The sequence below is a fragment of the Sphingobacterium sp. B16(2022) genome (assembly GCF_012030425.1).
Taxonomy (GTDB): Bacteria; Bacteroidota; Bacteroidia; order Sphingobacteriales; family Sphingobacteriaceae; genus Sphingobacterium; species Sphingobacterium anhuiense.
Genome location: NZ_JAAUVN010000003.1, coordinates 120117 through 136667 on the forward strand (window position 1 = coordinate 120117; position 16551 = coordinate 136667).

The 16551-nt window shown below is 34.7% G+C and carries 11 protein-coding genes; 4 read left to right on the forward strand and 7 right to left on the reverse strand.

Annotated elements, in window-relative coordinates:
- The first annotated feature begins 51 nt into the window (after nucleotides 1-51).
- The 3 genes from rsmA to HCX49_RS15220 all read left to right on the forward strand — a co-directional run bounded on the left by rsmA (nucleotide 52) and on the right by HCX49_RS15220 (nucleotide 3017).
- On the forward strand, nucleotides 52-828 hold the full coding sequence (gene rsmA, locus HCX49_RS15210; RefSeq protein WP_132769120.1) for a 16S rRNA (adenine(1518)-N(6)/adenine(1519)-N(6))-dimethyltransferase RsmA: 777 nt from the start codon (nucleotides 52-54) through the stop codon (nucleotides 826-828).
- A gap of 11 nt (nucleotides 829-839) precedes the next feature.
- Nucleotides 840-1988, forward strand: a complete 1149-nt coding sequence (locus HCX49_RS15215) for an FAD-dependent monooxygenase (protein WP_168127577.1) — start codon at nucleotides 840-842, stop codon at nucleotides 1986-1988.
- A gap of 96 nt (nucleotides 1989-2084) precedes the next feature.
- Entirely contained in the window at nucleotides 2085-3017 is a 933-nt protein-coding gene (locus HCX49_RS15220) for an NAD(P)-dependent oxidoreductase (RefSeq protein WP_132769124.1), read from the forward strand.
- Nucleotides 3018-3033: 16 nt separating this feature from the next.
- On the opposite strand, the gene HCX49_RS15225 is transcribed toward HCX49_RS15220, so the two are convergent.
- Complete coding sequence (locus tag HCX49_RS15225; RefSeq protein WP_237682820.1) at nucleotides 3034-3885, reverse strand: hypothetical protein; 852 nt, start codon at nucleotides 3883-3885, stop codon at nucleotides 3034-3036.
- Nucleotides 3886-4083: 198 nt separating this feature from the next.
- On the opposite strand from HCX49_RS15225, the gene acs reads away from it, so the two are divergent.
- Nucleotides 4084-6000 carry an acetate--CoA ligase gene (acs, locus tag HCX49_RS15230; RefSeq protein ID WP_132769128.1) on the forward strand — a complete coding sequence of 639 codons (1917 nt, stop codon included), beginning with the start codon at nucleotides 4084-4086 and terminating at the stop codon, nucleotides 5998-6000.
- Between the two features lie 783 nt (nucleotides 6001-6783).
- Here acs and HCX49_RS15235 read toward each other — a convergent pair.
- From HCX49_RS15235 to HCX49_RS15260, 6 genes are all read right to left on the reverse strand, one after another.
- Complete coding sequence (locus tag HCX49_RS15235) at nucleotides 6784-7383, reverse strand: helix-turn-helix domain-containing protein (RefSeq protein WP_165905857.1); 600 nt, start codon at nucleotides 7381-7383, stop codon at nucleotides 6784-6786.
- Nucleotides 7384-7548: 165 nt separating this feature from the next.
- Entirely contained in the window at nucleotides 7549-8400 is an 852-nt protein-coding gene (locus tag HCX49_RS15240) for a hypothetical protein (RefSeq protein WP_132769132.1), read from the reverse strand.
- Between the two features lie 206 nt (nucleotides 8401-8606).
- Complete coding sequence (locus HCX49_RS15245; RefSeq protein ID WP_132769134.1) at nucleotides 8607-9935, reverse strand: DUF4302 domain-containing protein; 1329 nt, start codon at nucleotides 9933-9935, stop codon at nucleotides 8607-8609.
- A 3-nt stretch (nucleotides 9936-9938) separates the two neighbouring features.
- The gene (locus HCX49_RS15250) at nucleotides 9939-11309 is read right to left on the reverse strand and encodes a substrate import-associated zinc metallohydrolase lipoprotein (protein WP_168127579.1); all 1371 of its coding nucleotides are present in this window, start codon (nucleotides 11307-11309) and stop codon (nucleotides 9939-9941) included.
- Nucleotides 11310-11312: 3 nt separating this feature from the next.
- Complete coding sequence (locus HCX49_RS15255; protein WP_168127580.1) at nucleotides 11313-12785, reverse strand: RagB/SusD family nutrient uptake outer membrane protein; 1473 nt, start codon at nucleotides 12783-12785, stop codon at nucleotides 11313-11315.
- Nucleotides 12786-12796: 11 nt separating this feature from the next.
- Complete coding sequence (locus HCX49_RS15260; RefSeq protein ID WP_132769140.1) at nucleotides 12797-16501, reverse strand: SusC/RagA family TonB-linked outer membrane protein; 3705 nt, start codon at nucleotides 16499-16501, stop codon at nucleotides 12797-12799.
- Nucleotides 16502-16551: the final 50 nt, after the last annotated feature.

The window sequence follows — 16551 nt, forward strand, 5'->3', positions numbered from 1 at the left end:
TGTTTATTATCCTCCACAAGTTAACTATATTTGTACCAAATTCGAGCATATATGAGTACAGTAAGAGCCAAGAAACATTTAGGACAACATTTTTTGAATGATAAAAATGCGGCAAAAAAAATAGTTGATGCTTTGGATCCAAAATTAGGATTCACGCAGGTGCTTGAGGTCGGTCCTGGAATGGGTGTTCTTTCCGATTTTCTTCTACAAAATGATGCTTACGAAACATGGATGATCGATGTGGATGATGAATCTATTGAATTTTTAGCAGATAAATATCCTCAGTTGGAACACCGTCTGATTCATGGTGACTTTTTAAACTTGGATTTTTCACAACATTTTGGCGAAAAGATGGCCGTAATCGGTAATTTCCCTTATAATATTTCTTCTCAGATTTTATTTAAAATATTGGATGAACGCAACCGTGTTGTGCAGATGACCGGTATGTTTCAAAAGGAAGTTGCAGAGCGCTGTACAGCAAAGGCAGGTAGTAAAGAATATGGTATTTTAAGTGTGTTCTTACAGGCTTACTATCATGTAGAATATTTATTCACCGTAAAGGCTGGTGCATTTAATCCACCACCAAAGGTACTTTCTGGTGTCATTCGAATGACGAGAAATGATCGCACAGCACTTGCGTGTGATGAGAAATTATTCTGGAGAGTTGTAAAATCTGGTTTCAACCAAAGACGTAAGACCTTAAGAAACTCGCTGTCGGCGGTAGTTACAAAAGATAAAATGTCGGACAATCCATTATATGAATTACGCGCTGAGCGATTAACGGTTAATGATTTTATCGTTCTAACAAACGAAATTGCGAATGCCTAAGATCTAGCTCCATGAAACGCTTTACCATTATCGGAGGTGGTGTTGCTGGTTTGACTGCAGCCATTGGCCTTAACAAAATTGGTATACAAGCCACTATCTATGAAAGTGCTAAGGCATTAAAAGGTATTGGAGCTGGTTTTGGTTTAGCGGCCAATGCCATTCAGGCATTAGAATACTTGGAACTTAAAGCAGGTGTCATCCCCCTAGGACATTATTTAGAAAACTATAATATTCTGGATAAGCAGGGAAGGATTCTTGCAGCTCCCGAAACCAAAACCATTAGTGACAAGTATGAACAGGATAATTTTGCTATACACCGTGCAGATTTACATCAGTTTCTACTCGCACAAATTGAATATGAAAACTTACATCTTGGAAAAAGAGCTCTTAAAATAGAATACCGAGAAGGAGAAATTGACATCTTTTTTGAAGATGGGACCATACATCAAACGGACTATCTGATTATTGCTGACGGTGTTAATTCTCGATTAAGACAACAATTGATTCCTGGTTCAGCACCACGCTATGCAGGTTATACCTGTTGGCGTGCAACCATTGATAATGCTAATATAAACCTCAGCACTGGTTCAGAAACATGGGGGAACAAAGGACGCTTTGGCATGACTCCTCTTGTTGGAAACAAGATTTATTGGTATGCTTGTATAAATTCTCCCGCTCATAACAAAGTATTCAGTCGTTACACAATCAAGGATCTGCAACAAAACTTTGCGTCTTATCATGATCCGATTACAAGCGTCCTTGCTGAAACAAATGACCAGCAATTGATCTGGAATGATATCATTGATATTAAACCTCTAAAAAATCTAGCTTTCGGTAATACCTTATTTATTGGCGATGCAGGACATGCAACAACCCCCAATATGGGTCAGGGTGCGTGTCAGGCAATTGAAGATGTAGCCGTATTGATAGACGAATTAAAGAAAACGACAGATGTTGTTCTTGCTTTTCAAATATTTGAAAAAAGAAGGTTAAAAAGAACACGTTATATTACCGAAACATCATGGTCTATCGGAAAGGTCGCACAATGGGAGAATCCGATAAGTATTATCATCCGAGATACATTGATGCGTATACTACCTGAAGAAGTTAAGCAGTATAAGCTTAAAAAACTGCTAAGTGTTGATTTTATGAAATTGTAATTATATTGAATTGAACAAGTCAGCATGCATATCTGACTTATGATCAATTCATTGCTGTTTAATTATAATTTGTTTTAATGTAAATAAATAATCATTATGAAAACAAAAGTATTAATCGTTGATGACGCGCATGCAGTGCTTACTCAAAAATTGGATCAAGCTGGAATTGCCTACGATTACAAACCTGAGTTCGATCGCGCAGATGCTGAAAAATACATTTCTGATTATACGGGATTAATCATAAGATCTAAATTTCAAGTCGATCAGCACTTTATAGATTTAGCAAATAATCTCCAATTTATAGCACGTTGCGGAGCTGGTATGGATAATATTGATGAGGCTTATGCACAATCAAAAGGAATTGAACTCATAAGTGCAAATGAAGGAAACTGTGATGCCGTTGGTGAACATATGATCGGTATGTTGCTTTCTCTTATGAATCATCTTAACAGAACCAATCAGGAAATTAAGACCGGTTTATGGCGTCGTGAGGCCAACCGTGGCTATGAATTACAAGGTCGAACTGTTGCCATTATTGGTTATGGTCACAATGGCCAGGCTATGGCAAAGAAACTCTCCGGCTTTGGTGTAAAAGTTATTGCATATGACAAGTACAAAACTGGCTTTTCAGATCAATTCGCAAAGGAAGTCTCCATGGAAGAAGTTGTCAAACATGCAGATGTACTTAGTTTTCACATTCCACTAACCAAAGAGACAAAAGGATTGATCAACGAAGAATATTTATATCATTTTCGCAAACCCATATTTTTCCTTTTAGGAGCTCGTGGTGGTATTGTTCAAATTCCTGCTGTATTAAAGGCAATGGATGAAGGAAAAATCATAGGAGCTGCTTTTGATGTCCTTCCCGTAGAGAATTTTCCTGGTCTTAAAGAGCAATCTTGGTTTTCAGATCTAACAAGTAGAGACAATGTAATTTTAAGTCCTCATGTTGCAGGATGGACATTTGAAAGTTACTATAAATTATCTGATGTAGTTGCGGATAAGATTATCTCTTTTTTGAACAAGTAATCGTTTTAAGATAAAATCAAACAAAATTTTTAATAAACACAATGATTAAAAATTGGAGCACGAGACTTACATCTAGTAAGTAAGCATAATGATAGTGTTCATTTGTTCTGAAAACAAGAAATCTCAAAATGAGGTAAATAATTGTGTTCGTAACAAGAAGACCAACTTTTATAATCAATAAATAAGGAGCACATAAAATCAAGAGACTATGTATGCACAGTAAGATGTAACATAGGCTCTTTGCTCTCCCCTCTCCGAGCATATTGGGCAATGTTCGGAGATGATAATAAGAATCCTGCTTGATATCACGAATGTCAAATGGCAACGTACAGATAATCAAGAAAACGAACTTTAAACAAGCGAGGTAATACAATAAATGCAGGTTTACTGACATAGCATTACTGTAAAGCTCTATATAGGGAAGAAAAACACTGCTTAATACCCATACCAATGCAATATGAAAAATTTTCATTGCCGGAATCTGTCTTAATCCCCCCCATCGATCTTTTAAAGGAATAATAGGAAGACTATACAATACGCTGACCAATCCAATAACACCTAAGAAAAAGATAGAGTAAACGTGGATATGAAAAAGACACCATAGGCAAATACCTGTTGCTATAAATGTGTTGATCCATAAAATACGTTCATATTTAAAAACCCACCTTGTACGGGCATAAATTGATTTCTCCGGATGTTGTGGTTTAGATAAAATCAAGCTAAAATTGTAAAGCGCAAGTGTAGCCGCTCCCTCAATTAATGCGATATAACCATTAATCTCCTGATCAAGTATAATGTACGTCAATACACACTGCGAAGCTGCCGCCAATGCAATTAATATATTGCTAAAAATTAAAAAATAGTACATTTTTTTTAATACATCCATATAGATCAATCTATTATATCATGAGCAATATAACAATAGTGTTATAAAAAAGTTAAATTTCAAATTATAAATTTTATAAATTGGCAATTGTCTCAAAAAAAACTAAATTAGCTGATTCCAAATGAACTTGTTTAATCAACCAAATAAGTTTTAAGGGATTGAATTTAATAAAACCAAAATATGAGTCTACAAATCAAATCATTTGAAGAATATCAAGACGTTTATAAAAAAAGTGTAGAAAGTCCGGAAACTTTCTGGGGAGAGATAGCGGAAAACTTTTTTTGGAAAAGAAAATGGACAAATGTTCTGAATTGGAATTTTACAGAGCCTAATGTAAAATGGTTCGAAGGTGGAAAATTAAATATTACAGAAAATTGCCTTGACCGCCATATCTATAATTTAGGGGATAAACCTGCGATTATTTGGGAGCCAAATGATCCAAATGAATCGCATCGCATTTTATCTTACAAACAACTTTTACAGAAAGTTGAGCAATTTGCCAACGTTCTAAAAAATAACAATATCCGCAAAGGAGACCGTGTATGTATTTATTTACCAATGGTTCCCGAATTGGTTATTGCGACTTTAGCCTGTGCACGTATCGGTGCTATTCACAACGTAGTCTTCGGAGGTTTTTCGGCTCAATCTATCGCTGACCGTATCAATGATGCGGCCTGTAAAGTAGTTGTGACTTCTGATGGTAGCTACCGTGGTCCAAAAGTATTAGAATTAAAGAGCATTGTTGATGATGCATTAATGCAATGTGACTCTGTTGAAAAAGTCATTGTATTAACAAGAACACGTACACCAGTCTCCATGATTAAAGGTCGTGATGTATGGTGGGAAGATGAAATTAAGAAAGTAGAAACACAAGGAAATCCAGCTTGTCCCGCAGAAGAAATGGATTCAGAAGACACATTATTTATCTTGTATACTTCAGGTTCTACAGGCAAACCAAAGGGTGTTGTCCATACCACTGGTGGCTATATGGTTTATACTGGTTATACTTTTGCAAACGTATTTCAATATCAGCAAGGTGAAGTATACTTCTGTACTGCAGATATTGGCTGGATTACAGGTCACTCCTACATTGTTTACGGACCTCTTTCACAGGGAGCTACTTCATTAATGTTTGAAGGTACACCAACCTATCCTGACGCTGGCCGTTTATGGGATATCGTTGATAAATATAAAGTCAATATTTTATATACAGCACCAACAGCTATCCGTTCACTGATGGCTTTTGGAGACTCATTTATTGATGGAAAGGATTTGAGCAGTATCCGTAAACTGGGATCAGTTGGTGAGCCTATCAATGAGGAAGCTTGGCATTGGTATAACAATAAAGTCGGTAAAGGAAAAGCTCCTATTGTTGATACCTGGTGGCAAACTGAAAATGGCGGTATCTTAATCGCTCCTATGGCTGGTATTTCACCAACTATACCAGGATATGCGATGTTACCATTACCAGGGGTTCAGCCTGCACTTATGGACGAGAATGGAAAAGAAATTGAAGGAAATGATGTTTCCGGAAATTTATGTATCAAATTCCCGTGGCCAGGTATGTTACGTACCACTTGGGGAGATCATGAGCGTTGCCGTCAGACCTATTTTGCAACTTACGAAAATATGTATTTCACAGGTGATGGCTGTTATAGAAACCCTGAGGGTTATTACAAAATCACAGGTCGTGTGGATGATGTATTAAACGTATCTGGACACCGCATCGGAACTGCTGAAGTAGAAAATGCAATCAATATGCACTCTGATGTTGTAGAATCAGCTATTGTTGGTTACCCGCACCCCGTAAAAGGACAAGGTATCTATGCTTACGTTATTGCCAATCATCATATTGATGAAGAAAGTACACGTAAAGATATCATGCAGACGATTACAAGATTGATTGGTGCTATCGCAAAACCTGATATCATCCAATTTGTATCAGATCTTCCTAAGACACGTTCTGGAAAAATCATGCGTCGCATTCTTAGAAAAATTGCAGAGGGTGAAAGATCCAACTTGGGAGATACTTCCACTCTTCAAGATCCAGCTGTAGTTGAAGCAATCATTGAAGGTGCAGAAAAAATGAATAAGTAATTATATTATATTTCTAACTAAAGAAGCCTGCGCGTGCGCAGGCTTTTTTAGTTAGATCTTTTATCTATATTTTTCAAGAAAAAAAATAATATAGAAATGAGAGCTTGATAAAATCAAGTAAAATAGACCTTTGAATCGAAATCCTCACCTTAATCATAAGAGATATCTGCGCATACAAAAGTGAGAACTATTTAAAACAAATATCCAAATTAGTTAACGCTGTTTTTAGTTTAGCTATATTCTGTATTGAAAAAGTGACTTTCTTCTTATTCTCAAAACAGAAAGTAACAATATAATTTGAACTAAAAATGTAAGACCAACCGTACTTCTTGCTATATCTTATTCCCCAGCCACCAAAATATCCTAAAGCAGATATGCTATCAAATTTGCAACTGTCAATTTTTTTTAAATCATACTTTCTATTAAAAAAATAAAAAAATGAATTTGTTAGAATAACATCATCGTTCAAAATTAACTTAGATCTGCAAATAAACAACAAAATACCTATAATTATAGCTGGAATGTGGTAGTACAACGACATCACATCCATTTTTAAATAATATATTGTTAATACCACATATTGAATAATATATATAATCAGAATAAACTTAGGAAGTCTATGTTTTTCCTCAAAAATGATCATAATAAAAATACCAAAAAACAAAGTGTATGGAAAAATATCATGCCTTTCTATTCTGTTTGAGATAAACAAAGCGTCAATTTACTTCTGCAGATTTGTTACAACCAATTTATAGCTTTATTATTCCAAAAACTAATTGGTCATTATATCACTGTCAAATCTTGATTTTTTAATTTTTTATCGATATTAAGGTAATTAATTGCTGTAAACAAAATAATAAACACATAATAGATGAGTGGGATTGTAAAAAGAACATATGCATTCAATATCTTATCCAGAAATGCGGGCATAGTAATATTTAAAAGACCTGTCAGGAAAAGATATGAAATAGAAATACTTAAAAAAAATAAAGCCAACGCGTGTGCTGTTATCATTTTTCTTAATTCCTTTTTATAAAAGTCGCTTTTGTTTTGTTTAGTCGAACCAATTATTGCTGGCACTAAAAGTCCTAAGAGTGGATTCACAAATAATAGCAATGATGATAAGTAAAGTCCTTTAATACTTCCCGTTTGATCCTTGTCTATACTTATTTGGTTTACATTTGGCATGATTAATTGCTCTAAAGGTATTTCTAATACCTGACTAATTTGTTTTAAACTAAATCCACTAATTTCTTCTGTTCCCTTCTCAACTCGTTGTATCGTCCTTAAGGAGACACCAGCCACCTCTGCCAGATCCTGTTGTGTCAGTCCCCTCTGCTTTCGCATGAATTTTATCTGTTCTTGAATATTTTGTCTTTCCATAAGACGAAAGTGTAAAATGTTATTTATATAATGAATTATAACATGTGCCAAAAATATGTCAAAAACATGCAAATGCATTTAAATGCATTTAAAGGGGATTATTGTATTAGAATACCTTTGGAGATAAATATTTTAACATTTGATAATTATTGATATTCAACTTTTCTATTCCATAAAATGTCGTAATCGTCTATCCAAAACTTGTTTTATGTTAGATGGAAAGGAATTATAGACTTTGATATACCTTTCAAAATCCTGCTTACTATTTACTTGAAAATTATATATCTGAATAATAACATCGCTAGATATGTGTTTCTTCATAAATAGAATTTCTTGAGTAATCAATTCATTTTTCACAAGATCTAGCCAAGGTTCATGTAACGTTGCGCTAACTATCTTGGCTTCATCGTACATTTTATGCTCAATATAATAATTCTCTACCTGTTGCAAGCTATCTTTCTGATGTCGGTTTTTATGCTTAAATCCATCTAATAAATCAAGGTATTGACAATACAGCTTATTATTTAATCCATTAGATTTTACCCACATGTGAGTAGGTTCGTCCGCCACTTGATTAAATAATATCTCTTCCAACTCGTCCTGATTATAAACTTTATCGAACGATAAGTTGTATTCATTGGCCTCTTCATTGTCTAACCAAAAAGTCGTTGATAAAAAATATTTTGGGACTCCTAACTCAGGCTGTCGTGAAAATCGTTCAATATCTTGAGGTCTAAGTAAGTCCCTTTTCCATGAAAACACCGCTTGATAAATCCCTTTTGGAAGATTCTTTATAGATATGTTAAAATCATTACTATTGAGACTATCCGAAAATACCTTTCCTCCACTATTTAAGTGATAAAAATCGATATAAAATGGTGGACTAACATTGAGATTGCCTGAAAAATAATTACTATTTGAGACGTTACAACTGACTAAATAAAAAATTCCAAAATAAATAAAAGAATATCTCTTAAAAATAGTCCTTTTAAAACACCAAATGATATCTTTAAACATTATTGCACTGTAATAATTTAAGAAACATTGGATTGAGAATTGAAAAAAGTTATAGCAAGCCAAAGCAGTAACTTTTTTTATAATTTCAAATCTACCCAACAAATTCCTATAACATATTAAATTAAGTATAGTATTGCTATGTAAATACGTCCACAAAATCAATCATTAATTATATTGTGGACGTATTTATAAAATTCACCCTTCAATTAATAAACAAAAGAAAAATAATAATTAGGATCTTCTACACTAGTAAATTGAATACCCGGACCAAAATTTTCATCTTTTATAAATGACAATTTAAAATCGTGATTTATCATCTTTTTGAAGAATGTTTGGTTCATGTATGGCACCATTATTCCTCCATTATTTGTAGTATTTTTGACAGAAAGGAAACGTATTGTACCATTCTCAAGGTCGATTGAATAATTCATTACATATCCACCTATAAACCTTGTATTATCTTGATAAATATACCCATCCATTGTAATCAATTTTTTAGCATCATTGAAGTTATAAAAAGATTCACCAACGGTTAAGTTATACCCTCCTGTTTTTGAAAGCCGTACATATTCATTCCAATCAACAGAATAACTGGTAGACCATGTTTTTAGCGGAAGATAAGAACTATAATTATAGACACCTGGTTGGTACATATCTGTAATTGCAGTTCCTAGTTTATATTGAGGAGGTAGCAAATATTCTTCGGACTTATTAATAGTGAATGACTTGCCAGATACAGAATGTAATTTATAAACACCATTTTCCTCAGTAACATTAGTAAATTTTTCACCATCAAAAGAGACATCACCTAGTAAAATCAGGTTTTTATTAAGGCTGTAAAAATATGGAATTTGAACACTTTCTACCTTACCATCAATCATTGCCATAAGATTTATCTGCTTGGCAGCAATATTTAAAGTAAATTCACAATTTGCCTTATTTAAAGAAACTACATTAATTCCTTCTTCAAAATAAGTATTTACATCTTCAATACTAGTCAATAACTTTTTAGTTAAAAAAGCATTTTCCTCAGCAGCCGTAGCTTTAACCAATATAAGAGGCTGAACAAATTTACGCCCCTGAAAAAATAGTGTATCTCCATGAGTCTTAACATAATCATACTCATTATCGCTACCCAACCCCTTACCTGGTGCACCTCCGTACACGTCAGGATTAGGATCTTGTAGCTTGGTTATATAATTATATGTATCGAAAGACAAAGTTGCATACATGATTTGGCGTATACGATAGGTAGACTCTTTTATTTCAGAAGCACTCGTTTCGTCCAAATCAGCAACCATTTTCAGCCTGTCATTTTCACCAAATTTCATATAAAATCCATATCCTCCATTGCTAATAGAGGTAGTTGTGTAGGCTTTCCATCCATTCGCTGCAGCTACCAAAGTATTTTTCACATAAGCTAATGTATCCGCAATGCGTTGCGTGGGATCCCCAAAAATGGGATCGATCTCTTTTGGTTTACTACAGCTAATAGTTAATAAAACCAAAAACATTAAATAAAATATATTTTTCATAACTTAATATTTTCTCAAATTAACTTTCCCCATAAATTTCACGCTCGGATCCTCGATATTTTTCAATACAAAATATTGTAAATAATCAGTTGGATTAACGGTTAAATCCACACTCTTCCATTCGGCTGAAAAGTGAGTACTACCAAGATAATCTAGTAGTGGTTTAGTGTCACTTATAACCCAAGGAACATTACCATTATCATAAATTGTACTTGTTCCTTGTACAGCTGATTTCGAGATTTTATAACTATTATCGGCATTCCTCACAATATCAAAATCATAAGCGGCATTATAATTATTATTATCATCTCCGAATCCTATATTTAGGGTTGCTTTTGTTGCGGAAACGAATTGAAACACCATTGTCTTAGTTCTCCATCCTCCTAATTCGTCAAGAATATTCATAAAAAGATCTCGTTGTTTTATAGAAATTGTATTTTCCAAACCCCAAGTGTTACGGATATCCCAATCCAATGAACCTAGATAATTACTATTAAGTGCCGTTGCAGCAGAGTATCTTGTTGATTTATATGTTTCGCTCATTATACGCTGAAATTCAATTTGCAATTGCGTAACATCAATATTAAAGTTTTGCATCATATAGTCCCGAACAATTGACTCCTTCTGTTTAAATTTAGGATAGGCATCTTTTCCACTATTGTACGCAAAATCATCATAATACAATTGCCCAGCTACTATCAAGTGAGATAACACTTCCGCAAAATCTTCACCTATGGACTTACGGGCATAGGGAGTAATGAAGCCAAGAGAACGTGCCAATGCTGTAGTATTCTCTTGTGCAGTCCAATTCGAATAATAATCTCCCACACTTACCCTTCCATATTCGCCAGGAATAAATCTATTTTGATTCAGGATATGGGTAAACTCATGATGGATTACCTGTAAATTCCCAAGAACAGAATTGGCGTTCTCAGTACTAAAGTTATTTATGCCATACAATGTAATCCTTCTTCCTCCATCTGCGGTACCACCTTTTACAGAACCATCTACATCATAATCACCTGATCCAAATAAGGCAAATTGTTTGGGTGTATAAGTTTTAATAAAAGGAATACCCCCGATCTTTTTGTAAACATCCAAAAAACCCTTAATAACAACGTCCATTTGTGGAATGACTTTAGCTTCATCTGCTGGAGCTATATTTTTATTGATATCATGCATATTACGCTGATACCGGTAAACCACCTCAATATTATAGGGATCTGTTAAATTAGTTGTAATCCATTTATCAATTTCCCCGGGTACGAATGTATCGTAATTTTCAATTTTCACATTGAGTTTTTCCTCCTTTGTACAAGAGTATAAGCCAGTTATTAAACTAACTAGTATAAATATTTTTACTGTCGTTTTCATAATTTACCTTGGATTTTGTTCAACACCGGACAGTTTCGCTTCTTCCGGAATTTGGAAAACGCGTCTTGGATCCTCTGGTTTCAATTCTATATAAGACTCACTTTCATCATTTGCTATGACAAGGTGCTTTACCGTAATTCCCTTACGAATAATATCCAACCACCTTAATCCCATAGACATAAAACCGACTTGTTTAAATTGTAACACCGTTTGAATAAGGGCTTCCTTATCATCCTGTACACCAAAAAACAATTTGGATTTTTCTGTAGTTACGGCATGGTTTGCCGGATTGTAATTCTCAATTCGGTTGCTTGCCATTAAATTCATATCGGCTATACCAGCTCCAGTATTTCCGAGCTCTAAATATGCTTCTGCTCTATTCATCAAAGCTTCATCCGTAATTAAAACTGGAACCATTAACATGGGGAAACCCGTATTGGCAGTTGTATTGGTGACATACCAATATTCTTTCCATATATACGTAGTATAATGAGGGGCACCATAAGAAACTCCAAAATTATAAAATTTACCACCGGCTGCTGTATTGCCATTATATATGTCTTGAAATACGTTTATACCCATAGCATAACGATTATTCCACCACCTCTGATAGCCACTATAGGTTTCATTTATTAATAAATTATAGGGCTGCTCGGCTTTTGCGAAAACCGTGTGCACCTCTTCAAATGTCATTTTTTTAAATGTTGAATTATAAGGGATCAGCTTGCCCGCAAAATTGCCACCTGCAAAAATCTTATTTGCATTGTCAATGACTTTCTGCCATTCGCCAGTAAACAAATAAAATCTCGTAGCGAAAGCATGGGCCGCAGCGGGCGTGAAATGGTATTTAGGTACTGTCCACTCAGCAGGGTTAGCATCTAAAAGGGCTAGTCCTTCTTCTAAATCCTTCCGGATATTTTCATAAACAGACTGAACTGTCCCACGATCATACTTTTCTATAACTTTTGTTTCTGGTTTTGTTACATAAGGGATTCCTGGAGACGTATTACTTTCTGGTTTTTTATGATCATATACTTTTGCAAAAAAGTTGACAAGCATAAAATGTGCATATGCACGTGCTACTAATGCTTCTCCTTTATATGCCAAAACCTCGTCTCCAAAGTTATTTGATTCAATTGCATCCAAAGCATGATTTGCTGCAGCAATAGCTTCATAACATTTATTCCAATAACCAGTAGGTGTATCAGAACCGCTATCTTTAACATCTTGCCAACGGTACAATGCTGGAACCGGTTGATATAAATCTCCTACACCTTTGTCTTCCACATTGTCTGAATAAGTCTCAGCCATAGCAAGATAATTATTAAAAGGATAGGCAGAAGTAATGAGTCTCTTAACTTTATCGACTGTATTAATTTCTGCACGCATATCCGGTTGTTGATCCAGATATTTACTACAACTGCCGAATAACAATGTCGATGAGATTATTAAATATTTAAAATTTGAAAGTTTCATAGTTTAGTCTTTTAGAATCCTAATTTTACAGATAATGTCACTTGTTTCGGAACTGGAAGAGCTACGCCTCCATTGCTATAAAACTCAGGGTCGACACCGTTTAACTTTTTGTCCGAATGCAGCAACCAAAGGTTATTACCAACCAAATTGAACTGAGCGGTTCTAAATTTAATCTTAGAAACTAATTCTTTTGGAACATTATAACCTACGGAAATCTGTGATAAACGAATATAATCACCCTTAGCTACACGTTCGCTAGAATAGTTGTAAGCGTTATAAGTATAATTTGATGCGTTACGATCGCCATTGGAATTCTTAATATCAAATTCGGAAGTTAATCCATCTAATGTAGAAGGGATGACTGTTAGGAACTCATCACCTTTAAAAATAAAGCGGTTAACTAAATCTCTTGATACATTATACATATCCAAATAAGTTGCTGAATATGTTGGCTGCAAACGTACTTTACTTCCAAATGCAAATTTTAACAAAAACGACAAATTGAAATTTTTATATTCTAGACGGTTATAATATCCTCCAGCAACGGTTGGATCAACTGGACCTTCATATTTTAAGAAATTTGTTTCATTATCCTGCAACCAAAAGTAAGTCTCACCAGGAGTTCCATCCGTTCCAATATAAGTGGGATATCCTCCATTTGTTGCCAATTTATCAAAATCTATTGAGTATAATCCGCGATGAGGTCGTCCAAGCATAGCGCCACCTTCAGCAGAAACAAGATTCCAGATATTACGTGTTACATCAAGTTTTGTAATTTCAGTTTTATTAAAACCTAAGGTAAATTGTGTCCGCCAAGTGAAACCTTCTGGATTTTTGAAAGGATAACCGCCTAATTGAATATCTATACCTTGGCTTTTCATATCGGCATAATTGGCTAATTTCTCAAATTTCCCTCCGATACCCGATGTGCGTATTGGGCCAATTAGATCAAAGATATTACGCTTATAGTAATCAAAATTTAGATCAATTCGATTGTTCAAAAATGATAAATCCGTACCAATATTCAATTCGTACATCTTTTCCCATGTCAATTCTGAATTTTCTAAATCATCGAGGCTGATTTTTCCTTCTTTTTCTCCCTCAAAAGGTCTATACGTAGTAGCATTATAGAATACTGCTGAAGAATTGGATGCATTCCCCATGTTAGCAACTAAGCCATAGGTTCCACGTAATCGCGCACCAGAAAGAATACCATTGTCCTTATTAAAGAAGTTTTCTTGATCAATATCCCAAGCTCCAGACAGATTCCAAGTAGGTAACCACCTTGCCACATTTGTCCGTCCCATTTTATTGGATCCATCATAACGTGTGGTAAAGTTAAATGAATACTTATTCATATAGTTGTATGCACCTCGAATAGCATAAGCAATCTTACGATCATAAGTATAATTCATCGCGAACGGTTTATCGCCTGATTCTATCAATTTTTTATAATAGCGAGAACTAGGTAATACCAAATTACCATTACCATATTCTATACCTGGCCCGTTAAAATCATGACTTTGCTTATCTCCAAACTGAAGTTCGTATGTACCAAATAGATTTAAAGAATGGTCATTCCAGGTTTGATTATATTCCAAATTATGGCGCATATAATAACTGATCATATTATTATTTGCCAAATTGAAAAATCCACCATTTGGAAGGATAACATATTTATCTGTATTTGGAAAATCAGGATCTGCATATAAAAACCTATTTCCACTGTTTACAGTTTGATCTTGGTTCGCCCGATATGCTTTTGATAAATTAGCATTCTCTGTAATCATATGCTGCCTTTCCGAATTGTAATAACGATACATACCGTTTGCAGAATAAGTTAAGGAAGGTAAAATTTTGTAGGTAATCCCCGCCTGAACTTTGATATCCATTAATTTGAGTTTGATATAGTTATTATCTAACTCATTTAGAATATTGAACGGTGCATAATCCCGAGTAAAAAACTCACGATCACCATTTTCATCAAAAGCCGTAATTATCCGACTGGTATTTAAGGAATAAGAATATGGATTGATATCAAAATCACGCGAATAGCTTCCATACACGGCATCAGAGTTACGGTTCAGCGTACCTGGAGCCCGTTGATCTCTAATATTTCCCTGAAAGATAAACTCTGTACTTAGTTTATCACTGATTTTATAATTATTTCGAATATTAGCAGTAAAACGTCTCGCTTGATTACCAAGCGTGTAACCTGGATCATTCATAAAACTAGTAGAAGCATAGGTTTGTGCTTTACTTGTACCTGAACTCATACTCAAAGAATGGTCATGTGCTATATTACTTTTAAACAGCTCATCAAACCAGTCCGTATTTGTATTAGCGTAACGTTGCAAAAACTCATAGCGGGAAGGGGCGTCATTACGTAACGCATATGAATCCGTTTTCGGATCATAATCATACATTAAATTATACATTTTATTAAATACTCCTCCTGTAGGGGCTCTTGAAACTTGTGAATGATTCAGATACCCTTTATTCTCCATATCAATAATCAATTGCATCTGCTCTGCAGAATTCATGATATCAAATTGATTATAATTAGGTTTAATGTAAGTTGTAAAATTACCTGAATAATTAAAATTAACTGCACCGTCTGTATTGCGCCCTCTCTTTGTATTTACTACTACAACTCCATTCATCGCTGCTGCACCATACATTGCTGTAGCGGCAGCATCTTTTAAAACTGTAATAGATTCAATATCATCTGGATTTAAACCGGCTACGGAAGATCCTAATAATGTGTTGGCATCACCTGTTGAAAGTGCTTCATTCGAAATATTAACAGCTTCGTCCAAGATAACACCATCAATAACCCAAAGGGGTTTATTATCTCCCGTAAGAGAAGTTGCTCCACGGACACGAATCTTAGGTGCAGCCCCAAATGTTCCGGATACATTTTGTACTGAAACACCAGCAACCTGTCCTTCTAACATTCTCGATATATCTGGCACTCCTGCGCGCTCTGCCTCTTTAGCATCAATTTTTGATGATGCCCCTGTAAACAGCTTGCGATCCAAATTTTGATAACCTGTTGCTACTACATTAACAATGTCCAATTGTTGTTCTGTACGATTCAATGTTATTGAAATAACATTTCTTTCATTAATAGCCGTTTCAATTTGAGTAAAACCTACATATCGAATAATTAAGGTAGCATTGGCAGGAGCATTTATTTTAAAATTACCACTATTATCTGTTTGTGTTGAAACGCTTGTTCCTTTAACAGTTATACTCGCTCCTGTCAAAGGTCGCCCTTCCTTATCTTTGACTGTTCCACTAACGGTATTTTGCAATACAACCTCTGAGGTTTTATTACTACTTTTTTCAATATTATTGATAGTAATCGTATTGGCAATGACTTTATAGGTATAGTTATTATCACTTAAAACTTCTTCAAGTGCATCTTCAAGACTTGCGTCTTTTAAATTTAGACTTATTCTCTTCGCACCTCTAGTGACATCGTCACTGTAAAGGAAACGATGCTTTGTCTGTTTGCCAATAGCTGATAACGCATCTTCGACCCTAACATTTTTGAGTTTAAGGTTGACCTTTTGCGCAATCCCTTCAGCCTGGACACCAGTAACGAAAGCAAACATTAAAAAGGTACTAATTTTCATAATACGTAAAGGTTTGCAAAATAACGAGTCTTGAGAATCCCAAGGTCGTTTTTTGCCAAATGGTAAGTTATTCATACATTTACATTTGGTTAATGAGTTAATTTTTCGGTTAGCTTCTTAATTAA

Coding starts and splice junctions, on each gene's coding strand:
- HCX49_RS15220 (WP_132769124.1), top strand. CDS start 2,085: ATGAAAACAAAAGTATTAATCGTTGATGACGCGCATGCAGTGCTTACT.
- HCX49_RS15240 (WP_132769132.1), bottom strand. CDS start 8,400: ATGTTTAAAGATATCATTTGGTGTTTTAAAAGGACTATTTTTAAGAGA.
- HCX49_RS15250 (WP_168127579.1), bottom strand. CDS start 11,309: ATGAAAACGACAGTAAAAATATTTATACTAGTTAGTTTAATAACTGGC.
- rsmA (WP_132769120.1), top strand. CDS start 52: ATGAGTACAGTAAGAGCCAAGAAACATTTAGGACAACATTTTTTGAAT.
- HCX49_RS15245 (WP_132769134.1), bottom strand. CDS start 9,935: ATGAAAAATATATTTTATTTAATGTTTTTGGTTTTATTAACTATTAGC.
- HCX49_RS15215 (WP_168127577.1), top strand. CDS start 840: ATGAAACGCTTTACCATTATCGGAGGTGGTGTTGCTGGTTTGACTGCA.
- HCX49_RS15260 (WP_132769140.1), bottom strand. CDS start 16,501: ATGAATAACTTACCATTTGGCAAAAAACGACCTTGGGATTCTCAAGAC.
- HCX49_RS15225 (WP_237682820.1), bottom strand. CDS start 3,885: ATGTACTATTTTTTAATTTTTAGCAATATATTAATTGCATTGGCGGCA.
- HCX49_RS15235 (WP_165905857.1), bottom strand. CDS start 7,383: ATGGAAAGACAAAATATTCAAGAACAGATAAAATTCATGCGAAAGCAG.
- acs (WP_132769128.1), top strand. CDS start 4,084: ATGAGTCTACAAATCAAATCATTTGAAGAATATCAAGACGTTTATAAA.
- HCX49_RS15255 (WP_168127580.1), bottom strand. CDS start 12,785: ATGAAACTTTCAAATTTTAAATATTTAATAATCTCATCGACATTGTTA.